We start from the raw sequence: 23,602 nt of genomic DNA, 5'->3' as shown, positions 1-23,602 counted from the left end.
TTCACTCAGGCGGTGAACGAAGGCATGTCGGGTCGCTGAATAATGCTGGTTCTTTCCGACAGTTGTCTGTCCGCTGCCGAGAGTCGGAAGTTGTGTCGGCAGCGAACTTTCTACTCGCGCAATCCATGGTTTGATTCCTTTTAATAAACACAGGGCAATAGTTATCCCGCGAACTTTTAAGGTAAAAAGTTCGAGCACAAAGATACCGTTCAATATCTTTTATTCAGTGAGCAGTGCGGGGGCTCAAGCGTGCATGAACACGCACCAGCACCCCGCATCTACTTGGGGGGTCCTGGTGGTGGTCAAGGTAGCCGTGCAGACGCCGCGGCCAGGCGCCGGCCTGCTGCGGCGCAGGGCACGCAGGCTGGCGAGGTGAAACGAATGAAGTGAGGTTCATGAGCTTGCCTCCAACCGGCCAACACCGGCGGCGGCAAGTCACGGCGGAGCATCAGGCTCTGGCGCGGCTTGCCCGACCAGGGTGTCGGGACCGGTGTTCCGGTTCAAGTGCCTGACCCGGCCATTCGGCAAGGGTCAGACAGCGACTAGATACTGTGTCCATTGAATTCTTCAGTGAAGGGAAAAAAGGCCCCGCGCTCGGGGCGGTCGAACTTTATTCAAGCGTAGTATCGAAGTCAACCCGCAAGGGGAACTTTAAATAAGTTTAACCTTATCTTAATGTTCCACGCAGGCGCAGCGCCTCAAACCTTGAACCGCCCCACCAACGCCGTCATCTCCCCCACCAGCCCCGACAACGCCTTGCTCGCCTCGCTGGTCTGCTGCGCACCCGCAGCGGAATGGTTGGACAGTTCGCGGATGTTCAGCAAGTTGCGGTCTACTTCCCGCGCCACCTGAGCCTGCTCTTCGGCCGCACTGGCAATGACCAGATTGCGCTCGTTGATTTCGCCGATCGCACTGTAGATGCCCTCCAGCACTTGCCCCGAGGCCAGGGTCACGTCCAGTGTCGACTGGGCGCGGTTGGTGCTGGCCTGCATGGAAGCCACCGCAGCTTCGGTCCCCGCCTGCACGCTGCCGATCATCTGCTCGATTTCCTGGGTCGACTGTTGCGTGCGGTAGGCCAGTGTGCGCACCTCATCCGCCACCACCGCAAAGCCGCGCCCGGCCTCACCGGCACGGGCCGCCTCGATGGCAGCATTGAGCGCCAGCAGGTTGGTCTGCTCGGACACCGAGCGGATCACTTCCAGCACCTTGCCGATGTCCCGCACCTGCCCCACCAACTGCTGCAGGTGCGCACTGCTGGTCTGGATTTCGCGGGTCATGGCTTCGGTGCCGTCGATATTTTCGCTGACTTGCCGGCGGCTTTGCGCGGCCAGCTGGTTGGATTCACTGGTGGTTTGCGAGGTGGTGATCGCGTTGCGCGCAACCTCCTCCACTGCCGTGGTCATTTCGGTCACGGCAGTCGCGGCCTGCTCCAGCTCCTGCCCCTGCTGACGCAGGTTGTTGGCGCTTTCCTCGGTGACCGCGTTCAACGCCGTGGCGGCGGCGTCCAGCTGCCGGGCACAGTTGTTGATCTGCCCAAGGGTGTCGCGCTGGCTCTGCTGCATGCGCTGCAGCTCATGGAACAGTTGGCCGATCTCGTTGTTGCCCTGCCCTTGCACCGGCACACTCAGGTCGCCACTGGCAATGCGCCGGAAATGCCCACCGGCTTCACGCAGGGGGTGCAACACACGCTGGGCAATGAACGCCCAGCACAGCACCGCCAGCACCACGGTCACGCCCAGCAGGCACAGGCTCAGCAATTGTGCCCGGGCCAGACGCCGGTCGGACTCGAGCATGATTTGCTGGCCACGTTCGCTCAGTGTGGTCACCAGCTGCTGGCGCAGGGTTTGCAACCGCCCCATGGCATTACCGGCATCGCTGTTGACCTTGAAATACTGCTCCAGCGAACGCTGGCGGGTCGCTTCACGCTGCCCAGCCACCGCCTTGGCGTATTCGGCAAAGGTAGCCTGCAGCTCGGTTGCCAACCCGCGAAGGGCGGGTTCGCGGGCGTTTTCGACAAATTCGTCGACCAGCGCCTGGCTCTTGTTGTTCAGCTCCACCGACAGCGCCATGCGTTTGCCTGCACTCTCGTCATGGCCACCCAACTGCTCGATAAAACCCGAAGACACGTTGGCGCTGGAACGAATCGCCATCAGCAACGCATTGTTCAACCGGTCCGACTGGTGCGCAGTCTGGTCCAGTTCAGTGATCTGCTGGTCGCTACCCAAGGCGGCCCACCAGGCACTGGCGGTCGAAAACAGCAAGGTCAGGCTGAACAGCGACAACACCCAGAACATTCCGGTGCGAATTTTCAGGTTGGCAAGCATGCGGGCAGTACTCCTTGTTGGCACCACTTCTGATCGATAATTCGAGGGTGGGTGTGCTGCTATCGGAGGTACTGGCGCAGGCTTGAGGCGCCGCGATGCGGTTATGTGCGGTAACCGAACGGAATGCGTTGAGACCCAGAGGCCTCGAAACCCTTGAGGGCATAACCCTTTTGCATAAATCCTGAGGCCAGCGCGATCACTGTGGGAGCGGGCTTGCCCGCGAACACGGGCGAAGCCCGTGCCATCCGCTACCGCGCCTTGCCAATCGCTTTCGCTGCGTCTGCCAGGCGTTGGGTCGCCTGCCGGATCTCATCCGCATCCAGCGAAGCAAACCCCAGGCGCAAGGCATTCTCGGCATGGCCAAACGGTGAAAACTGCCGCCCACTGCGCACCACCAGGTCCCGTTCCAGCGCTTGGTCGACCAACTGATCCACGTTGATCCCATCGGCAAACCTCACCCACAGCGCCAGACCACCTTCTGGCGCCTGCACGCTGATCTGCTCACCGAACGCATCGCGCAAACACCCCAACAAGGTCTCACGCCGGCGCCGGTACTCGCGGTTGACCCGGCGCAAGTGCTTCTTCAGCTCCCCATCATTGATCAGGTCCGCCAACATCTGCTGCATGACTGCATCGCCCTGCCCCAGGGTCAGCATCGCCCTGCGTTCCAGCACGGTTGTCACTTCCACCGGTGCCACGATATAGCTGCAACGGAACGTGCTGCCCAAAGGCTTGGACAGTGAGCCAATGTAAATCACGTGCCGCTGCTGGCGGTCGCTGGCCAAAGGCAGATAGGGCCGCCCGGCAAAGTGGTATTCGTAGTCGTAATCTTCTTCGACCACGCAAAAGGCATGCTGGCGCGCCAGCTCCAGCAGCTGTTGCCTGCGCCCGGCTGGCAGGCTGACCGTGGTCGGGAACTGGTGATGGGGCGTTATGTACATCATCCGCACCTTGTGCTGCCGGCACAGGGCATCGAGCTGGTCGACCCGGCAACCCTCATGGTCCAGCTCCACGGTCACCAGGCGGGCACCCAGCTGACGGAAGATCTCCCAGGCAGGGGGGTAACTCAGGCGCTCGACCAGCACAACGTCACCCGGCTTGAGCAACACACTGGCCACCAGGGATAGTGACATCTGCACCCCCTGGGTCAGGCAGATATGCTCGGCGCCAACGTTCAGGCTGCGGTTGTGCCGCAGCATGTCGGCCAGGGCGCTGCGCAGATTGCGGCTGCTGCACTCGCTGCCGTGGCGCACGCTGTTGCTGGTGAAGCTGCTGCGCAAGGCATTGCGGTAATAGCGATGCAGTACAGCCTGTGGCAGCAGGCGATGGTCACAGGCGCCGTTGTCGAAGAACAAGGCCCCCGGCCGCCCTTGCTGCGCTACAGCCTGTTCGTTCGCCTTGAAGTAGGCAACGGCAGGTTCCTCTGGCAGCGCCAGGGCAAAAGGCCGCACGGCACCGGAAACGGCCGCTGTGCCAGGCGCCAGCTGCTGGCTGACGAAGGTGCCCCGGCGTTGCACGCTTTGCAGCCAGCCTTTGGTTTCGGCTTCCTCATAAGCAAGGATCACGGTCTTGCGATTGACGTTCAGCAATTGCGCCATCTCCCGCGTGCCCGGCAACGGCGTGCCAGGGCGCAGGCGACCCTCGCTGATTGCGGCCACCAGCCCTTCGACGATCTGTCGGTACGAAGCCTGTGCCCCATCGAGCCTGAGCAGTGGCTGCCATTTACGAAGCTGGACCATATGAAATATCCAAAACTGGGGGTTCTGCTGGTCCTGGACTATAGCAACAATCGAACCTCCATTTGCCCCGAGGTGCTCATGCAAAGCCGCCACGTCATTGAATTGTCGCCCTCGGGCAAAACCTTCGAAGCCAGCCAGGAGCTGCTGCTCGATGCCATGCTCGCCAGCGGCCTGCCGGTACCCTTTTCATGCCGCCGCGGCGCCTGCGGCTCCTGCAAGGTCAAGGTGGTCTCAGGGCAGCATCAGGACAAGCAGCGGGATGCGGACACACCGCCGCCTTCCTACCCCTTGGCCGCCGACGAGATGTTGCTGTGCCAGAGCCACGCCTGCAGCGACATGCGCCTGGAAATACCCGGCTGGTCACTGGACGCCCCGGCACTGGAAACCCAGGCACAGGTTGTTGGCAAGCGCGCGCTGAGCGCAGATATCGTCGAGCTGGTGTTGCAGCCTGCTCAGCCGCTGGAGGTGCGGGCGGGCCAGTACATGCGGTTCCAGCTGGACAACGGCGACAGCCGCTGTTTCTCCATTGCCAACCTGCCTGCCCGGGAACAAGGGCAACTGGTGTTTCACATTCGCAAGGTCAGCGGTGGGCTGTTCACCGAAGGTTTGCTGCCCACCCTGCAAGCAGGTGCAACGGTAAAGCTCGAAGGCCCGCTGGGCGCCTGTACCTGGCAGCACGATGACCAACGCCCGCTGATCCTTTTCGCCACCGGCACAGGTTACGCCGGCATCAAGCCGCTGCTGCTGACGGCCTTGGCCGGCGATGCCGACGTCACGCTGTACTGGGGCGGCTCTTCGCCGGCGGATTTTTATGATCGCGAATTTCTCGATGTGTCCAGCAGCGTGCACCCGCACTTCCGCTGGCAACCGGTACTCTCGGCCCAGGCCCGTATACAGCAGGTGGCGCTCAGCCAGACGCATCGCTGGGGCGAAGCCCAGGTCTACGCCTGTGGCAATGCCAATATGATCAGCCAGACTCGCGAGCAATGCCTTGCGGCAGGGGTACAGCCCCATCGTTTTGTGGCCGAGGCCTTTGTCGCCAGTGGTGCACTGACAACGCAGGCTTCAGCAGCCAGCACACTGCACCCTGAGCTGGAAAAGGTCGGCCCACGTTATTCGCTGGACGGCATGCTCGCGGCCCGCGAACAGTCGGTGCGGGCCGTGGCTGCCATTGCCAGCCAACTGCAGGTCGGCATGACCACTGCCCAGGCCCTGGAGATGGCCGCGCATACCCTGCAGGCGATGGGCGCCTCACACACCTGGCACCCCACCTACATCCGTTTTGGTGACGATACCGTGCGTACGCCACGGCAAGGCATTGACCTTCAACGTGCGCTACGCGCCACGGACATCGTCGTGGTCGACGTTGGCCCGGTATGGGATGGCTATGAAGGTGACTATGGCGATACGTTCGTGTTTGGCCAGCACGCCCTGCACCACGCCTGCGTGAAGGCACTGCATGAAGTGTTCGACGAGACCCGCCAGGCCTGGGGCCGCGGGTTGACCGGGCGTGAACTGTACGACTTCGCCGAGCGCAGTGCCCAGGCCAAAGGTTGGCAGCTGGAGCGCAACCTGGCCGGGCATCGCATCGCCGACTTCCCGCATGTGTTGTATGGCCAGGACAAGCTGGCCGAGGTGGAGATTGTCCCGAGCGAGGTGGTGTGGGTGCTGGAGATACAGCTGTGCCACCCTACCGAACCTGTCGGGGCATTCTTCGAAGACATCCTGATTGGCGAACGCAAGCCGGGCGCTGCCAGGGCTGCTTGATACCGCATCGGCCCTTGAACCCGTAACAGGTTAAAGTGGGCAACAGAAGGACACCCGACAAGGACGATTACCATGCAAGTACGCACGCTCACCCCTGACGACCTCCCCCAAGCCTGCGCCTTGTGCATGGATGCCTTCATGCAGGCGGTCGCGCCCACACTGTCGGCGCAAGGTATCGAGACCTTTACCCAGGTGTCAGCACCCCAGGCGTTTGCCGAGCGCATGCAGGGTGACAACCTCATGCTGGCCTGTTTTGTCGAAGGCGCTATCGCGGGGCTGATCGAGCTCAAGGAAGGCCGTCACATTGCGATGCTGTTCATTGCACCAGGCCTGCAACGCCAGGGCATAGGCAAGCGGTTGATGAGCGCAGCACTGGAGCATGCCAGCGCCGAGGTGGTGACGGTAAAGGCATCATTGTCTTCTGTACCCGCCTACCAACGCTACGGCTTCACCCTGGCAGGCGACGTGGGTGAGTTTGCCGGGCTGGTGTATCAGCCGATGGAAAAGCGCCTGCCGACCCAGCCAGCGTAGGAGCAACCTGGGGTCGCGACAGGGCCGCAAAGCGGCCCTGGCAATACTCTGTCTCAGCGCGTAGCTGGCAGAGATCCGCTCGCGAGGCACCCGCCGACCCCGAACCGACCAAGGGTGTGGCGGCTTGTCAACCCGCCATCAACCGTTGCCGCTTCAGGCGCCGAGTGAACACAGCACGCTTTGCAGCTTGTCTCGGGTGGTGTTCGTGCACGTCTGCATGGGCTCGCGCAGCTCGTCTGCAATCAGGCTTTGCAGCTGCAATGCAGCCTTGACCACGGCCGGGTTGGGCTCGGCAAAGGCCACCTTGATCCAGGGCAGCAACTGGTAGAACGTACCACGCGCGGCGGCCCAATCACCGCTGTCGACCTGCTGCACCATGCGTACGTAAAGGTCGGCGCGCACATGTGCGGAGGCTGAAATGGCTCCTGCCCCACCCAGGCACAGGTTATTGAAGATCTGCAGGTCTTCACCGGCCAGCACCTGGGCGTGGCCGTCCTCGATCAGGGCCATGGTCGTCTCGTTGTCACCGCCACAGTCTTTCACCGCCGCAATACGTGGATGGCGCACGATACGGCGCAGGGTTTCACGCTCGATGCGTACGCCAGTGCGGTAGGGAATATCGTAGACGATCACTGGCACGCTGGCCGCATCGGCCACGGTGGCGAAGAAGGCTTCGATGCCAGCCTGCGAAGGGCGGATATAGCAAGGTGCGGGAACCAGCAGCCCGCCAATGTCACGCTGCTGGATTTCAGCCTGCAAGGCCAGCAACTCACGCAGGTTGTAACCTGACAGGCCCATCACCACCCTGCCCGGCTCCACCCAGGCCAGCACGGCATCCAGCAGCGCCAGTTGCTCGGCCTTGGACAACGCCGCCGCCTCACCCGTGGTACCGCACACCACAAAACCGGCCACACCGTCTTCGAGCAGCTTCTTCACCAGCTTTTCCAGGCCTGGGAAGTCGATTTCATTGGCGCGCATTGGCGTGACGAGGGCGATCCAGATACCACGGAAATTCGACATGCAAAAACTCCTGATGTTGACCGAAAGTCAGCGTCAGCAGGGCGAAGAGTGGAAGTGGTGGCAGGGATACCTGGCGCCTTCTGTCTCGTCAGCCCACCTGACGAGACAGCGCGCCTCGGTCAGATGAGCGGCTGTTTCTTGGATTTCTTGGCAACGGCAACGCACGCGCCTGCCTGGGCGATGAAGCCCGAAGCGAGAATGGCGTGGTTGGATGTGGACATGCTGGCAAGCCCGTTGCGTAGGTATGGCTGGATAATGGTGGGGCGCCGTGCCTGGTGTCAACCCTTGGTCCGCATCGCCCCGTGCAGGCGCGCCCCTTGCAACGCAGCAATTGCCGTCACCGCCACTCGCCGTAAGGCTCCAGTGGTGTCACCGGCAGGGCCAGGTTGCCTCGCCACGGTTCGAACAGGTAGCGCAGGTAGAGCATGCCATGGCTAGGCGCATAGTCATCGCTGTGCTGCCAGTCGAAGCCGCCGCCCAGTACCCACTGGTCACTCAGGCGCCGTTCGAACAGACCGCGCAGGCGGTAGCCCAACCCGCTGCTGTCGCTGGCTTCAGTCATCGCATCGATGTTGGAATCGACGCCATAGTGCGCCAGTACCTTGCGGTTGATGTGTGCGTCCGGGTACAAGCGGCTTTTGCCACTATGGGCCTGAGACCAGCTGACGGAACCTTCCAGCAGCAGCGACCAGTCGTAGTTGCGCCAGGCATAACTGACCGGCACGCCCACCGAACTGTAGCGCTGCGGGCTGTAGTAACCGCCCTGCCCCAGGCTGTAGCCGCCCAGGTCCTTGTCATGGCGCCAGTGCATCAGCGTCACGCCAACACGTACACGCTCGTCGGCCTTTTCCACCACGCGGTGGTAAAAGCCGGCCATGGCCCGGGTCCGCTGGTTGTCGGCCACGTTTTCGCCGTACAGCCAATGGTGCCCCAGGCTGGCCCACACCCCGTTGTCGCCACCTTGGTCCCAGCTCAGGCCGAGCGTGGCGCCATTGGCAGTGACCCCGCCCCAGCGCACGCCCGTCGGGCGGTCGCGTGCGCCGGCGAACGACAGCAATGAATTACTCATCGGCCGACGCGAGGCGGTCAGCGACCAGCCAACCTGCCCGAGGTCACCGTTGACCGTTGCGCCGCCCAGCCAGTTGTTGATTGCATAGCCCTGGGTGGTGCCCAGGTCGAACGCCCAGCGGCTGCCCTGCCAACCCAACGCCAACAGGCTGCCGTTTGCAGTCTGCGATCCCCCCGTGCACGCGGGCAGTGTTTTGCCGTCAGCGGTCTGGCCAACAAACTGGCAGCTGCCGAAGTCGGGGGTGTAGCTTCCCTGATCGTTCGGCTCGAACGACCCCGCATCCATGCCAGTGCGCTCTACCCGCGCAAACGCGGTGCCCTCCTGCCAAGGAGTGTCGACATGCAACAAGGTCGACTGGGTACTCAGTTCCGAAGTACCGGGCGTACCGTCATCCTCGCGCCAGCCGTAGTCATGCATCAGCGTCACATGGGTATTGCGCTGGCGATACAGGGCATCCACATCACTGCGCAGGCTGCGGGCCAGCCAGTCGTCGCCATCCTGCTCGCGGCTGGCCAGGGTCAATGCACGGTCATCCCGTGGCGCTACGGCAGCACGGTCCAGCAACTGCGCATCGGCCATCGCTGCCGCGTAAAGGTCCAGTGCTCGTTGAGGGTCATCCTGCGCTACCAGGCGGGCTGCGTCGCGCCGCAACAACGGATCGGGTCGCGTCTGCTGCGCGGCAATCCGGTCAAGCAGCCTGGCCGCCTGATCGTGTTCGCCCAACGCGGTCCACACCGCCGCCAGGCGCCGCTGGGCGTTGCTGTCATCAGCGGCAAATTGTGGCACCTTCACGCCCAGCATGTGCCGGGCCTGCTGCAGGTTGCCTTCGGCCACGGCGCTTTCCATCACCCCAAGGCGTGCATCAGGGCGCGCAGGCTGCACGACCAGTACACGCTGGTAATAGCTGCGCGCCTTGCCATGTTCACCACGCGCTGCTGCCCAGTCAGCCAACAGCATCAAGTCGTCCGGGCTACCTTCACCACGCGCCAGGCCGGCTTCAAGCAAGGCTGTCGCCTCGGCACTGCGGCCTTGTGCCTGCAACTGCTGCGCAGAGGCCAGGGTCATACGCCGTTGAACACGTTGCTCCAGCGCGTGCATGTCCGCGCTCCAGATCGCCTGAGGTACCGCCCTCAGACTGTCCAGAGCCAAGGCATCACGGTCGCTGGACTCCAGGAACAGGCCGTGGGCATAGCGCGTTGCCGGATCACGTGGCTGGTGCTGCACCAGCCTGGCAAACGCCGCGTCGGCCTCGCCATTGCGCCCTTGGTGACGCAGACTGTTGGCCAGCTGATACACCAGCCAAGGCTCATCGGGGGCCAGGGCCGAAGCCTGGCCCAGCACGTGGCTGGCCGTCGACCAGTCCTCGCGCTGCAGGGCTTCGTCCCCTTGCTGGCGCAGCCGCGCAAGTTCCAGGCTGCGTCGCAGGCTGGCGAACTGCGCCTGCTGCCGTGGTGGCAGGCTGTCCAGGTATGCCTGCGCCTTGTCTGGCGATTGCGCCTGGTAAACGCGCATCAAGCCACGCACGGCACTTTCGTTATCCGGCGCCATACGCCGTACCTGCAGGTACTGCCGCTCGGCAGCCGCCACATCGCCCTCGGCCAGCGAGACATCTGCCAGGCCCAACAACGCGTATTCATCCTTTGGCCGTTGCTGGCGAGCCTGCCGGTAAAGTGCGCGCGCACCGCGCACGTCTTTCGCCTCCAGGGCCTGCTCGGCTTTTTTCAGCAGGGCCCAATACTGGCTGGACGACTCCAGGTCCTTCCATTGGCTGATCCAGTAGGTGTCCTGCTCCTTGGCGCTCGCCGCGCGGAACGCCGCATGGGCGTCTTCATGGCGGCCCTGGCGCATCAACGCATAACCCAGGGCCCCATACAGGCTGGCATCGCCCGGGTACTGGCGCAGGGCGCGGCGCAGCTGCGTTTCGGCTTCGACATTACGGCCCTTGTCGAGCAATGCCTTACCCCGTTGACCGGCCTGCCATGCCGGGTCGGCCAGCAGCTTGCGCTGCTGTTGCAAGGTCTCGCTTGCCTGTGCCAGCAACGGCGAAGCCGGGTAACGCTGAAGAAAGGCTTGCCAGGCTGCCGCGCTGGTAGCACTCACGGCTTGCCCGGACAGGTAGTCGAACTCGCGCTGGGCAGCGGCATCCCGTGCACCGGGGTCTCGCGCCAGCTGATCGAGCAGGGCCAAGGCCTCGCGGTCACGCTTTTCGGCGAACAACCAACCGGCCAGGGTCTGGCGCAGCCCGGCGCTGCCTGGGTACTGCTGATCCAACCGCTGCAACTGGCGGATCGCCTCAGGGCGTTGACCTGGCAGGTTGCCGCGCACGCGCCAGTAGTCCAGGGCCAATTCAAGGCTGGGTGGTTCGCCGGCAAACAACTGTTCGTACACCGCCAGCGCCTCTTCATTACGGCCGGTAACCGCCAGCAGACGCGCCTGCTGCAAGCGCCGCGCAGGCGCCGGTTGTTGAAGTTCAAGCAGGCGTGCGGCCTGACGTGCTTGCAGGCTGCCAGGCGCCACGGCACTGATCAGCGCACTCAACTGCTCGGCTTCACTGCTGTTCTTCTCGCGCAATGCCAGGCTCAAGGCCGCCAGCAATACCTCCGGGTTGCGCGGCTCAAGCAACTGCAAACGGCCCAGCGCATCGCGCACCAGGTCGTCACGGTGCAGCGCTTCGCCACGGCGTACCTGGTCCAGCAGCCATTGGCGCTGTTCATCGATATCCTTGGGTTGTGCATCTGCCTGGCAGGTTATTGCCGCCAGCATCAACACGCCGATCATTCGCTGCATGGCGCACTCCAGGCCGGCAACAGGCGGCCGTGCGGGTCAAAACGGTAACGGGCCTCGTCGAAGCCCTGGCCGAACAGCGCCAGCACCTGGCTGTAATACGCCTTGGCCTCGACCGGTTGTTCGCGCAAGCGCTGGCGCTGGGCCGCCAGGCCGGCCACGTGCTCTGGCGAGGCAGCAAGCAAAGGCAGCAAGGCCGCAGAGAAACCTGCCGGGCCATGGCCGCGGGCTTCACCGCTGCGTGCATCCAGGTGCTCAGGAGGTAGCCCCTGGCGCTGGGTCAATGCCGCCATCGGCGCATAATGGGCGACCAGTTCGCGGCGTTGCGCCGCCCCCTCGGCCAACATGCCGACCCACAGGTACACACGAATGGCGTCATAATCACCGGCATTGCCATGTTTCGTGTCTGCCGCTGGCTTTCCGGCCGGCGTCCACAGCAACCAGTCCGGGGCAAAGCCCTTTGGCGACGATGCCAACCACAAACGCCGCGTGTTGGCCGCCAGCTCACCCCACAAGGGGTCCACCTCGCTGAAGCGGTCGAGCAGCTGCAGCGGCAGGTAGCTGGGGTTCAGGCGGGTACCCTGGGCGTCTTCGAAGCCGTAGTCACCTGGCAGCAACATCACGCCAAGGCCTGGAAGCTTGCGCACGGTCTGCGCGGCGATACGCCACAGCAGGTGCTGGCCCAGTTGCGTGTAGGCCGGCTGGTCCCACAACCGCCCTGCTTCCAGCAGGCTGTAGGCGATCCACAGATCGGCATCGCTGGCGTTGTTGGCGTCCAGCACCTGCCACTGCTGCTGCCCGTCACGGCCCCACAGCCAGGCAGGCAGATGCCGGGCCAGGTCACCCTCGGCGAGGTTGTTGCTGGTCCAACGCAGCAACTGCGCGAAGGTTTGCCGGTCGTTGCCTACCAGGGCGAAGAACAGCGCGTAACTCTGCCCTTCCGAGGTGGTGATCAGGCGCTCGTCACTCGGGTCGATTACCCGGCCATCCACACTCACCAGCTCGGCCTTGAACCGCTCCCAGGCAGGCCATGGGCAAACCGACCCGGCATTGGCGAAAGCGGGCAGGCCTAAGGCGACCAGCCCTACCAGCATCTGGCGCATCATCACCCCGCCTCACCCAAGCGGCGCTTGCCTGCCCAGCGCAGTGCCCGCCACAACAAGAAGGCGAACAGCACCACACAAACAGCCGCGATCACCGCCAGCAACACAGGGTGCTCGGACAAGTGGAACCAAAGCAGCAGCCACCACGGCAGCGCGCCCACGAAGTAGTGCTCGCCGACGAACTGGCTGCTCACGCCACTGCTGCGTACCAGCGTTACCGAACCCGCCACCGCATCGAGCTTGCCCACATCGCCAAGCACGTCGCGCAGCAATGCGTAATCGCTGTCGCTGTTGGCCAGCAAGGCCACAACACTGCGCTGCTCGTGGAACGGCGACTTCAGCCCGGTGATGGCCGCAATCGGCGCCTGGGCGCTGACCGCCACGCGGCTGCTTGCAGCCACCGGCTCAGTATCGAAACGCTGGCCACCGGGCAACGATGCGCTGCGGCCCTGCAGTAACCAGTCACGCTGGGCGCTGAGCAACAGACCAAGGTTGGGCGCATCGCGCAGGGCCTCGGGCAGGCTGCCGATCAGCAGCAAGTCGGCGTCTGCCGCTGCGACCTGTTGCCAGTCGTCGATCAATTGCAGGCCAAGCGCCGGGTAACCGATCTGTCCGGCCAACCCGCCAACCGTGTCGAGCAAAGTGCCGACCTGCATCGCCGTAGGTTTGGCCGGCATGATGACCAGCGTCTCGGACAGGTCGGCCATGCGGCTGAACGGGAAGCCACTGCGGGCGAATGCACGCAGGTCGGGCATGGCGATGTAATGGTGGTAACCGGAAAGGTCGATGGTGGAGTTGTCGTCGATCGCTGCACGCACGTCCACCGGCAGCGAGGTCTGGCAGCGATCGCGCTGGGCGCTGCCCAAGGTGCTGGCAAAGCTGAAGTCGAAGCGCAGGCGGTTGCGGTCGCCAATCTTCAGCGCCGGCACCAGCGAGTTCTCGCTCAATGCAGTGTTGTCACCGGACAGCACTGCCAGGCGCATTTCCTCAAGGGTACCGCCGCGCCGGTCATTGCCCACCAGCGGCATGCTGGTGATGTACTGATCGTTGACGCTGATGCTCAGGCGCGATTCGTCGGTCACCGCTGGCGCCGTATAGCGGTACAGGGTGCGCAGCGGAATACCCTGGTTACGCCAGACGAACAAGTCGGGCGGCAGGTTCAGTTCCAGTGTCACCGGCCGCGGTTGCAGGCCGCTGACTTGCAGTTGCTCGGGGTAATCCAGCAGTTCGGCAAATCGTACCGGCCGGTCGGTGCGCGTCCAGTTCGGCGCATCGTAGGGCTGACGCGGTTGCAACGCGGTCATCTGCTCCACTTTGACGCGCGCGCCACGGAACAGATTGTTGCCGACCGCCAGCGCCGAGGCGGCCTTGATCAGGTCGTCGTCGTTACGGCCCAGCACCAGCAGCACTTTGCTGAAGCGGTCGTGCGGATGATCGATCACCTGCAGCACGGGGCCGTCGACTGGCGGGAACTGCTGCAGATCGGCGAGGAACGCCGGGCGACGGTCGTTGCTGGCAAACACGATGCTCGGTGCAGGTTTTTCGCCACGGGCCGGCAGGTTGTTGTACAACACAGGGAAGCTGGCCTTGCGCCAACCGGCCTGGCTGCCGAAGTAGGATGCCAGGATTGCCGCCGCACGCTGCTCGCCCAGGCTCGGCACGCCGCTGAACACCACCGGCAGCACTACCTTGCCGGTGTCGTGGGTATCGAAGAACGGCAACGGGAAATGCGCCAGGTCGTTTTCCAGCACCAGCGCCTGCTCGTGCAACTGTACCTGGCTCTTGCGGTTGAGGTTAAGCCACAGGCCGCTGTGGGCCGGGTCTTCGCAGACATCGGTATAGTGCCCGACAAACTCCAGACGTACCCGGTTGAAGTCGCCAAGCAGTTTCGGGTCCAACGGCAGCTGGCGACGTACACGCTGGCCCAACTGCTCCTTTTCCACCGGAACTACGCCCATCAGCTCGTCGTTGAGGTAGACGCGCAAGTGCGACAGGTTCGGCAGCAAGGCTGGCGAAGGCGTGTAGTCCAGTTGCAAGCTGGCATCGGTGGCCAGGCGATCGCGACGCAGGCCAAACTCGATATGCTCACTGTTGCGTACCCCCAGCAGCAGGCTGTCGGACGCATGCCCAAGCTGCTCGAAGGTTTTCGCAACCTGCCAGTTTGGTACCGTGGGTGTGGGTACCGCAGGCTCGGCAAGCGGAGCTACGGAAGCAGCAGCGGCGCTCTGCGACAAGGCGGTAAACAGCGCCATCGCCAGGCCCCAGGTACGCGCGGGATAACCAGTCATCATGCGTCTCGATCAACAGGGTTCATGGAAGGGATTGCCTGCGGTGTGCGGGGCCAGTAGCTGGCCAGCCACAACGCCAGCGAACGCAACGGGCGCAACCACGCCCGCAGCCATGGCGGCATGTGCTCGACCAGGCGCACGTAACCGACGCCACCCAGCTTCAACACATCGATCAGGCTGCGCAGCGGGCGCTCGACCTCGTGCTGCTCGTTCCAGCCAAGCCAGGCATCGGCGCGGGCAAAGGTGCAGTGGACCAGGTCGATACGCTGCTGCAGGGCGAGGTCGCGGAACACCAGGCCGACGTGTTGCCCGACGGTACGGGTGACGCACGCCTGGAAGGCGAACTCGCGCTGGCCGCGGTTGAGCAGCAGGCGTACCTGCTCCCCCGGTTTCAGCTCCAGACCGGGCTGTACCTGCAGGCCGATACCGCCGTCGGAGTAGTCGACCAGGGTGCAGGGGTAGGCATGACCGCTGGCCAGCATCAGCCCCGCCGGCAAGCGCATCTGCACCCGATGGGCGCGGCGCACCTGGCGCACTTCGGCGGCCACCGCAACTGCGGCACCGATAATCAGCAGGTTGTAGATCACCCACAGCGAGCTGACGATCACCGTGCCGATTTCTGACGTCGGGCCGGTGATCAGGCGCCACACCGCAAAGCCCAGACCCACCACGTTGAGCGCCGCCAGCCACAGGTAAGGTTGGGCGATGCGCCAGTCGAACTGTTCCTGCTCCATCAGGCCGCCCTTGGCGGTGACGTTGAACGTGCCTTTTTTTGGCGCGAACAGCGCCACCGTGGTCGGGCGGGCGATGTACCAGGCCAGTACGGTCTCGTAGACCTCACCCCAGAAGGTTTGTCGGTACTTGCCCTGCATCCGCGAGTTGGTCAGGCTGGCGTGGATCATGTGTGGCAGCACGTACAGCAGAATCATCAATGCCGGTGCGTAGATGATGTAGGCATGCAGCAACAGGAACGCCAGTGGCGCCGTCAGGAACACCAGCCGCGGCAGGCCGGCCAGGAAGTGCAGCATCGCGTTGGCGTAGCACACCCGCTGGAACAGGCTAAGGCCACGCCCGAACAGCGGGTTGTCGGTGCGGAAGATCTGCACCATGCCACGGGCCCAGCGAATGCGCTGGCCGATGTGCGCCGACAGGCTTTCGGTGGCCAGGCCCGCGGCCTGCGGAATGCTAAGGTAGGCTGATGTCCACCCTTGGCGATGCAGGCGCAGGGCGGTGTGGGCATCCTCGGTCACGGTCTCGACGGCAAAACCACCGATGCTCTCCAGCGCGGTGCGGCGCAGCACGGCACACGAGCCGCAGAAAAACGCCGCGTTCCACATATCGTTGCCGTCCTGGATCAGGCCGTAGAACAGCTCCCCTTCGTTGGGGCGGCGGCGGAACGAGCCGAGATTGCGCTCGAACGGGTCAGGCGAGAAGAAATGGTGCGGTGTCTGCACCAGCGCCAGTTTAGCGTCCTTGAGGAACCAGCCCACGGTCAGTTGCAGGAAGGAGCGCACCGGCACATGGTCGCAATCGAAGATGGCGATCAACTCGCTGTCGGTGACGCCCAGCGCATGGTTGAGGTTGCCGGCCTTGGCATGCTTGCTGTCGGGCCGCACGATATACCCTACCCCGACTTCGTCGGCAAAGGCACGAAACGCGTCGCGGCGGCCATCATCGAGGATATAGATGCGCAGGCACTCGCGTGGCCAGTCCAGGCCCAGCGCGGCCATTACCGTGGTGCGCACCACTGACAGGTCTTCGTTGTAGGTAGGGATCAGCAAATCGACGGTTGGCCAGTGCCTGACGTTGGCCGGGAGGTTTGCCGGCTTGCGCTGCAATGGCCAGCTGGTCTGGATGTAACCCAGGATCAGCACGAACCACGAATAGGTTTCTGCCGCCAACAGGATCACCCCGAATATCAAGTCGGTGGTGTCGTTCCAGTTCAGGGTCGAGGTGTAGCGCCACCACAGATAGCGGCACGAGATGATGGTCGACAGCACGATCAGCATCAGGGTTGGGAAACGCCCCGGCATGTGTCGCACCAGCAGGGCGATGACCAGCAGCAGGCAGATGAACATCAGTTGCGCCAGGTAGCCGAACGGTTCGGTCACGCACAGCAGGGCGAGGCTGAGGGCGAATACCGTCAGCACGCTATAGAACGCCCGCCGGGCAAACACGCTCAGGCCGCGCAGGCGTGCCGAGGCCTGGTGCTTGAAAGCACTGGCGCGGTAGCGCGCGGGTACCTGTTGCAATGCATCGATCAGCAGGCCGCGGTAGTGGCGCGCCACCCCGCCTGCCGCCCGCAGGTGCATGCGCACCGCGCCCAATGCGCGGCGGCCAGGCCCTGCTGTACGCGCCTGCGGTTGGCGCCGCAGCAACAACCACAGGCTCTGGATCAACAGACGCAGCGGGTCACCCAGGGTCGGGCGCTTGCCCGCCAGCTGCGGGTACAGGCGTTGGCGCTCGGCCAGCAGCGCCTGCCAGGCGGGTGATTCCAGGCGCAGGAACAGGAAGGCCAGCCACACGCCGAGGGTGAACAGCCACGCGACCGGCAGACGCGCACCACGGACAGTGAACCAGGTATAGGCCGACAGAGGGTTCAGGGTCACGGCTGGCGCCTCGTCAGACAGCGCACCGCCAGGCTTTGCACATCCCGGCAGGCCAGGCTCTGCGGTGCGTAAAGACCCAGGGGAGCCTTGTACGCCAGCGCTTCGAGGAAGGCTTCGTCGCGATGGACCACCTGGATCGGCAAGCGATCACGAAACAGGTCACGCCACACCATCAACAGGTCGCTCTGCAAGCGGCTGGCCGGGTCATAGCGGTTGACCAGCAGCATGTCGAAGTGCTCGAGCGGACGTCGCCCGAGCAGCAGGTGGCTGGCCATTTCCGCTTCTGCCACCAGTACCCGTACATCAGTCTCGATGCCATTGCCGGTGGTTTCGCCCGGCAATTGCGGCAGGTCGTACAACAGCCAGTCGAAATGCTCGGCCAGCTCGACCTGGCGAGCGCGCCATGACTGCGCATCGGGCACACGGTGCTGCGCACCGCCAGGCAGGTTGCCGTACGGCAGCAGGCACAGGCCATCGAGCACCTCGTACACGGCATCGCTGAACGGCCGCCCTTCCCGCTCGGCCAGCGCCCAGCCCTCGGACGTATCCAGCGGCAGGTTGAAGTGCAGCCCGAGCAAGTTGCTGGGGCACAGGTCAATCAGCAGCACCCGTTCGCCCACGCCCTGCAGCGCGTAGCCCAATGCAGCCAGCAAGGCGCTGCGCCCCAGGCCTCCGCGTACCCCATGCAATGCCAGGCTGGTCATGGCGCGACCCTCTCGCGCCGGGTGACAGCCGCGTACAGCGCATCGTCGCTGCTGGCCCTGCAGCTTTCACCCAGCAATGGCCAGCGCTGCAGGGCCTGCTGAACGCCCACCAGCATCGAGATGTCCTGATAGTTCAGCTCTGGCATGTCCAGGTGCTGGCGCAACTGGGCAATATCGTCGCTACGGTCGGACGGGTCTGACTTGCCAGTGATCATGGGCGCTCCTTGGGGATCGGCTGCCAGTCAGGCTGGCCTTGCAGGCGCATGTAGGCACGCCCCTGGTAATTCAGCACCTGTGCGCCAGAGGTTTCGGCAACCTGCTCGGTGGTTGGCAGGTCGGTCAGCAGGCCGGGCACATCCAGCACCTGCTGCTGGCCGAGGCCCGCATACACACGCGAGATCAGCTCGGACAGCGCCAGGTAGCTGGTGGCAGCTGTGACCCGCAGCGGCTCGTTGCGGGCAGGCTGGCCCATGCCGATGAACTTCAGGCCGACCGGCACATGGGTAATCGACGGCGTGGGAATTTCGCGCATGCCAGACAACTGCATGCGGTCACCATGCAACGCGGCCCCATGCTCAGGGACAATGGCCACCACTACCCGGCGGCCACTGCGCTCCAGTTCGTCAAGGAAGGTGCCAAGCTCGCCAAACAGGCGATTGGCGCGGGTGGCATAGTCGGCCACGCGGGTACCGCCGTCGGCAGTGACGATACGGTTGCCGTCATGCAGGCTGATGCTGTTGTAGAACAGTGACACATGCTCGTCCGGGGTACCTTTGCGTTGCCCCCACCAACGGCGCAGGACATCCAGGTCACTGGCAATCGGCGAGCCGTCGAAGCCCACCAGCGCCCGTGGGAAGTCGGTATTGCGCATGCCGGGTTGCGGCATGTGCTGTTGGGTAATGTCGCCGATGAAGTTGTCGAACCGGCCGCTGTGGTTGAGCAAGGTGTTGCTCTGGAAACCCAGCCGGGCCAGGTTCTGGAACAACAGGCACTGCTCCGGAGCCGGTTGGTACAGGCCAGTGTGCGACGACTGTCCGCAGCTGGCACGCAGCACACGGATGGCGGCCGGGCCGCTGTAGGAGGTCGCCGAGTTGAACTGGTCGAAGATCACGTCCATGCGCGACAACAGCGGGTTGTCCCGCAGCCCCACGGCAGACAGATCCTCCCAGGCCAGCGAGCAGATGTTGATTACCAGCAGGTCGAACGGTTGCTCATCGGCATTCACGGCAGGGAACGCCGTCACCCGCTCGCGCTCACTGGCGAAGAAGCGCTCAAGCCAGCTGTCGAGCGTGGCATTGTCGGCTACTGCAGTGGCTGGCGCGGGTTCCGCTGCGGTGCGCGCCGCCACGCCGGGCGCCTGGCTTGCACCCAGCAACGGCAAGCCGCCGACCGACAGCCATGCCAACCCCAGCAGGCTCAGGGTGCTCAGGCGCAGCCAATGGCGTAGGTACAGGTAACCCACCAGCAACATTGCCAGCGCCCCCAGCAGGTTCCAGTTGATGAAGCGGCCCAGCAGCTCGAGCAGATAGTCCCACGAGAAGTCCAGCACCCCCGGCTGCGCCAGCAAGCGGCTGAAGGGTGGCAGCCAGGTGTCCTGGTAGAAAAGCGCGATACCGATTGGCACCGCCAGCAGTTGCCGGGCAATACGCAGCCACTGGCCCGGCAAAGGGATAAGCAGAAACGCAGCAAACAACAGGTTCGGCAGCGCCTGGAAGTCGAGCATGCCCAGCGCGACCAGCAGAAACTTTGCAAAAAAATAGAGGTTCCACCCTCCCAGTCCAGGCCAGCGGGCCAGTACCGGGAGGGTGATGGTGGTATTAGTCATTCTGGGGTTCCTGGCGTGCAGCGCGGCGGCGTACGCCCAGCGGTTTCAGGTAACGGGGGGGAAGGCGACGGCGCAACACGCCACGTAATGCCGAACACAGGCGCACTAGCAACAAGGCCAGGCCCAGCGTGACGAGTGCGGTAATGCCGACCACCTGCAGCAGTTGCACGAAGTTCATGCACTACCCCGCTTGGCCAGGCCGACCTTGCGCGGTGCCAGCGCCGACCATGCCTGTGCAGGCAGTTGCGCCGCCGTGTCGCTGCGGGGTGGCTGCGGTAGGTTGCTGTCGAGGAAGGCCGGAGTGGCCAGGCTGTCGACGCCGGCAAGTACCTCCTGGCTGATGAACAGCTCTTTCCATGACAGCTGGAAGATGTGGTCAAGCGCTTGCTCGACCCCTTCGGAGCGGCAGGCGAACAGGAACAGGAACAGCACCTCGCCAACCACGCAGGCAATGTCGCCATCACGGCGGAATACCGTACGCGAGCAAGCCTGCAGCGGGGTCAGGCCAGGCGCCGGACGCAACACCAGCAACTGGTGGACGATTTCGCCGTTGCGCACCCCGTGCCACATGCTTTGCACGGCATCGGCGAACGCCCGTGGCGCTACCAACCCGCAGATGGCCAGCGGCCGCAGGCGAGCCAGCAAGGCGTCGAAGTCGGTTGGCAGGTGTCGACGCCAGACGTAACCCTGGATGCTCTCCACCATGGTCAGGAAGCGTGACAAGCTGGCACCGAACGGCACGATCTGGCTGGCACCACAAGCCAGCAGCAACTGTTCGTCTTGATAACGCAGGGTCGGCGCCATTTCGCGCACGACCAGCTTCAAGGCGTTGCCACGCGACTGCCGCAGGTGGTGCAGTTGGCGCGCCAGGCTATCCAGACGCTGCCCACCGTCCATGGCAAAGATCACCGTGGCAGACACCGCCCGGCTGGCTTTGCCCCCCAGTTCCTCAAAGCTTTCGCAGACCTGCCAGTGTTCGGAGAAGGCTGGTGCGCCTTCAAGTACCGGGCGCTGGGCCAGACACAGCAACTCGTCACCACCGATGTCGCTGGGTGCCTGAGGCGCAGCAGCAACGGCAAAGCCCGCGCTCAGCCGAGTCAGCTCCATGTCCCGGGTGGCGGCTTTGCCAAGCGGGTTGCTCCAGAAATGCTGCAGGTAGCGTACCCCACCTTTGCCGCGGTACACCTGCCCCAGGCCGTCGAGGCAATGGTTGAAAACGCGCAGGCGCTCGACCAAGGCAGTGCTCTGCCCCCCGCTGACGACCAGCAGCAACGCCGCTTCAGCCAACAATGCCTGGCGCAGCGTATTGCACCAGTGCTCGACTTCGGTATCCGCCCAGGCGTGTGCCGGTGCCAGCAGCACCAGCACACGCCCACGAGCATCAAGACGAGGCAGGTCTTCAACCAGATAACGGGTGGCTTGCGAGTTGGCCTCATACAGTGCCAGCTCGGCCGGACCGCGCGTCGCGTCGAGCGCACCCAGCACGTCATCCATGGCTTGCGCATCGGCGATCAGGGCTGCCCTGGCATTATCGGGCATGCCTTCGACTACCTGGCGGCATAGCAAGGAGGCGTCTTCGGCGGCGTCACAGGCTAACCAGTACAGTCCTTGTTGATGAAGCTGGCTGCTCTCGACGCTCAGGCCGGAAATCGCCAACAACTGCATTCCATTAGTCAAAACACTGGCTCTGCAAAAGGTAAATTGAAACGGTTTGAAGGCGGAATGTGTCACATCCTCTGCTGACGCTTTATGACTCATGTCAAAAAAACGACAAAAATTATGGTAGACACAAGGTTGCGTCAATTATACAGCATCAAGGCAGAATGAAATCAATCTGAAATGTAATGAGTTGCAAAGGTTTGTTAACAAACACCCCAAGGCCGACCTTTTCCGGGTTAAAAACAAAAGTCGCCAAAGGCAAGCCGACAGGGCATTGGCCAAGCGAGAACCGTTTACCGGAGACAAGCATGCTGCGTATCTTTGAACGTCGGCTCGACCCCTTCCCACCCGACGAGGTACCACCGCCGCCCGTTGGCCTGTTGCGCTTCATGTGGGCTTGTACCCGCGGCGCCCGTGGCTACATCCTGGCGCTGGCGCTGCTCAGTGCCGGGGTGTCGATATACGAAGCCTGGCTATTCGCGTTCCTGGGCCAGGTGGTCGACCTGCTCGCGTCCTGGCAGGCAGGCGGTACTGTTGGCCCCGAGGAAAGCCGTGTGCTGTGGGGGATCGGCATCGTCCTGGTGGTCAGCATCGGGCTGGTGGCGCTGCGCACCATGGTTCAGCACCAGGTGCTGGCGATCAACCTGCCGCTGCGGCTGCGTTGGGATTTTCACCGCCTGATGTTGCGCCAGAGCTTATCGTTCTTTTCTGACGAGTTTTCTGGCCGGGTCACTACCAAGGTGATGCAGACGGCGCTGGCAGTACGCGATGTGCTGTTTACACTCATTGAAATCCTGCCCGGGATTGGCGTGTATTTCATCGCGATCATTGCCCTGGCCGGCGGCTTTGCCCTGAAACTGATGCTGCCCTTCATTGCCTGGGTCGTGCTGTTCGGCTTGGCCATGCTGTATTTCGTCCCCCGGCTGGGCAAGGTCGGGCAGGAGCAGGCCAATGCCCGGTCGTCGATGACCGGGCGGGTTTCTGACGCTTACACCAACATCACCACGGTAAAACTGTTTTCGCACTCCAACCGCGAAGCGCACTTTGCGCGCGCAGCCATGGAAGATTTCAAGCAGACCGGTTTTCGCCAGATGCGCCTGGTGAGCCAGTTCGAAATCGTCAACCAGGCGTTGGTGGTGGGCTTGATCTTTGGTGCCGGTGGCTACGCACTGTGGCTGTGGCACCAGGGCCAGGTCGGCACCGGGGCCGTGGCAGCGATTACCGCCATGGCCTTGCGCGTCAACGGTATGTCGCACTGGATCATGTGGGAAATTACCTCGCTGTTCGAAAACATCGGCACCGTGCAGGACGGTATGGCCACCCTCACCCGCGGCCCCAAGGTGCAGGATGTGCCGGGTGCTGCAGAGCTGGTAACCACGGGTGGCGCGGTGAGTTTCGACAAGGTCAGCTTCAACTACAACGGCGAGCGCCAGGTGCTCAATGAGCTGACGCTGCACATCCGTCCGGGCGAAAAAGTCGGCCTGGTCGGCCGCTCCGGCGCCGGCAAGTCCACCTTGATCAACCTGCTGCTGCGCTTCTACGACGTGGACAAGGGGGAAATACGCATCGACGGCCAGAACGTCGCCAAGGTCACGCAGGATAGCCTGCGCAGCGCCATCGGCATGGTCACTCAGGACACCTCGCTGTTGCACCGTTCGATTCGCGACAACATTGCCTATGGCCGCCCCGATGCTACCGAAGCACAGATCCGTGCCGCTGCGGCCAGTGCCCAGGCCGATGGTTTCATCAGCCAGCTCAGCGACCGCCAGGGCAACAGCGGTTACGACACCCTGGTGGGTGAACGCGGCATCAAGCTGTCTGGCGGCCAACGCCAGCGCATTGCAATTGCCCGGGTGATGCTGAAGAACGCACCGATCCTCCTGCTTGACGAAGCCACCAGCGCGCTGGACTCGGAGGTGGAGGTGGCCATTCAGGAGAGCCTGGATGAAATGATGCAAGGCAAGACCGTTATTGCCATCGCCCACCGGTTGTCGACGATCGCCGCCATGGACCGGCTGATCGTGATGGATGAAGGGCGCATCATCGAGCAAGGCACCCATGCCGAACTGTTGGCGAAAAAGGGTACCTATGCACGGTTGTGGCAGCATCAGAGTGGCGGGTTCCTGGGTGAGGATCGGGGCGTAGCCGAGGCTGTGGAGTAAGCAGAGGCCGGGGCAGCC

16 protein-coding genes are annotated in these 23,602 nt (G+C 63.6%); 3 read left to right on the top strand and 13 right to left on the bottom strand.

What is annotated here, in order from left to right:
• Nucleotides 1-698: 698 nt before the first annotated feature.
• The gene (locus C4Q27_RS23750) at nt 699-2,324 is read right to left on the bottom strand and encodes a methyl-accepting chemotaxis protein (protein WP_020192192.1); all 1,626 of its coding nucleotides are present in this window, start codon (nt 2,322-2,324) and stop codon (nt 699-701) included.
• A gap of 248 nt (nt 2,325-2,572) precedes the next feature.
• On the bottom strand, nt 2,573-4,063 hold the full coding sequence (locus tag C4Q27_RS23745) for a PLP-dependent aminotransferase family protein (RefSeq protein WP_064491580.1): 1,491 nt from the start codon (nt 4,061-4,063) through the stop codon (nt 2,573-2,575).
• On the opposite strand from C4Q27_RS23745, the gene C4Q27_RS23740 reads away from it, so the two are divergent.
• Nucleotides 4,064-5,830 carry an NAD(P)H dependent flavin oxidoreductase family protein gene (locus C4Q27_RS23740; RefSeq protein ID WP_064491579.1) on the top strand — a complete coding sequence of 589 codons (1,767 nt, stop codon included), beginning with the start codon at nt 4,064-4,066 and terminating at the stop codon, nt 5,828-5,830.
• A gap of 72 nt (nt 5,831-5,902) precedes the next feature.
• Nucleotides 5,903-6,361 (top strand): GNAT family N-acetyltransferase, encoded by a 459-nt coding sequence (locus C4Q27_RS23735; protein WP_104887439.1) that lies wholly within the window; start codon nt 5,903-5,905, stop codon nt 6,359-6,361.
• Between the two features lie 153 nt (nt 6,362-6,514).
• Here C4Q27_RS23735 and dapA read toward each other — a convergent pair whose 3' ends face one another.
• The 11 genes from dapA to C4Q27_RS29465 all read right to left on the bottom strand — a co-directional run bounded on the left by dapA (nt 6,515) and on the right by C4Q27_RS29465 (nt 21,732).
• Entirely contained in the window at nt 6,515-7,381 is an 867-nt protein-coding gene (gene dapA, locus C4Q27_RS23730) for a 4-hydroxy-tetrahydrodipicolinate synthase (RefSeq protein WP_104887438.1), read from the bottom strand.
• Between the two features lie 337 nt (nt 7,382-7,718).
• Entirely contained in the window at nt 7,719-11,237 is a 3,519-nt protein-coding gene (gene bcsC / locus C4Q27_RS23725; protein WP_104887437.1) for a cellulose synthase complex outer membrane protein BcsC, read from the bottom strand.
• Entirely contained in the window at nt 11,225-12,340 is a 1,116-nt protein-coding gene (gene bcsZ, locus C4Q27_RS23720; protein ID WP_064491572.1) for a cellulose synthase complex periplasmic endoglucanase BcsZ, read from the bottom strand. The genes bcsC and bcsZ overlap by 13 nt, the downstream gene beginning before the upstream one ends.
• Nucleotides 12,340-14,628, bottom strand: coding sequence for a cellulose biosynthesis cyclic di-GMP-binding regulatory protein BcsB (gene bcsB, locus C4Q27_RS23715; protein ID WP_104887436.1), 2,289 nt, complete (start codon nt 14,626-14,628; stop codon nt 12,340-12,342). The genes bcsZ and bcsB overlap by 1 nt, the downstream gene beginning before the upstream one ends.
• Entirely contained in the window at nt 14,625-17,234 is a 2,610-nt protein-coding gene (bcsA, locus tag C4Q27_RS23710; protein WP_104887435.1) for a UDP-forming cellulose synthase catalytic subunit, read from the bottom strand. Before bcsA ends, bcsB begins: the two co-directional genes overlap by 4 nt.
• Nucleotides 17,231-17,938, bottom strand: coding sequence for a cellulose biosynthesis protein BcsQ (bcsQ, locus tag C4Q27_RS23705; RefSeq protein ID WP_064491569.1), 708 nt, complete (start codon nt 17,936-17,938; stop codon nt 17,231-17,233). The genes bcsA and bcsQ overlap by 4 nt, the downstream gene beginning before the upstream one ends.
• Nucleotides 17,935-18,153 (bottom strand): cellulose biosynthesis protein BcsR, encoded by a 219-nt coding sequence (bcsR, locus tag C4Q27_RS23700; RefSeq protein WP_020192942.1) that lies wholly within the window; start codon nt 18,151-18,153, stop codon nt 17,935-17,937. Before bcsR ends, bcsQ begins: the two co-directional genes overlap by 4 nt.
• The gene (bcsG, locus tag C4Q27_RS23695) at nt 18,150-19,763 is read right to left on the bottom strand and encodes a cellulose biosynthesis protein BcsG (RefSeq protein ID WP_104887434.1); all 1,614 of its coding nucleotides are present in this window, start codon (nt 19,761-19,763) and stop codon (nt 18,150-18,152) included. Before bcsG ends, bcsR begins: the two co-directional genes overlap by 4 nt.
• On the bottom strand, nt 19,756-19,941 hold the full coding sequence (bcsF, locus tag C4Q27_RS23690; RefSeq protein WP_010953551.1) for a cellulose biosynthesis protein BcsF: 186 nt from the start codon (nt 19,939-19,941) through the stop codon (nt 19,756-19,758). The genes bcsG and bcsF overlap by 8 nt, the downstream gene beginning before the upstream one ends.
• Nucleotides 19,938-21,428 (bottom strand): BcsE family c-di-GMP-binding protein, encoded by a 1,491-nt coding sequence (locus tag C4Q27_RS23685; RefSeq protein ID WP_064491567.1) that lies wholly within the window; start codon nt 21,426-21,428, stop codon nt 19,938-19,940. The genes bcsF and C4Q27_RS23685 overlap by 4 nt, the downstream gene beginning before the upstream one ends.
• A gap of 148 nt (nt 21,429-21,576) precedes the next feature.
• Nucleotides 21,577-21,732 (bottom strand): hypothetical protein, encoded by a 156-nt coding sequence (locus C4Q27_RS29465; protein WP_177410019.1) that lies wholly within the window; start codon nt 21,730-21,732, stop codon nt 21,577-21,579.
• On the opposite strand from C4Q27_RS29465, the gene C4Q27_RS23680 reads away from it, so the two are divergent.
• Complete coding sequence (locus tag C4Q27_RS23680; RefSeq protein ID WP_064491566.1) at nt 21,731-23,584, top strand: ABC transporter ATP-binding protein; 1,854 nt, start codon at nt 21,731-21,733, stop codon at nt 23,582-23,584. The genes C4Q27_RS29465 and C4Q27_RS23680 overlap by 2 nt on opposite strands.
• Nucleotides 23,585-23,602: the final 18 nt, after the last annotated feature.

Origin of the sequence: Pseudomonas sp. SWI36, assembly GCF_002948105.1 — a bacterium.
GTDB lineage: Bacteria > Pseudomonadota > Gammaproteobacteria > Pseudomonadales > Pseudomonadaceae > Aquipseudomonas > Aquipseudomonas alloputida.
The sequence above is the reverse complement of the archived record's forward strand: the minus strand, read 5'-3'. Positions and strand labels throughout refer to the sequence as shown.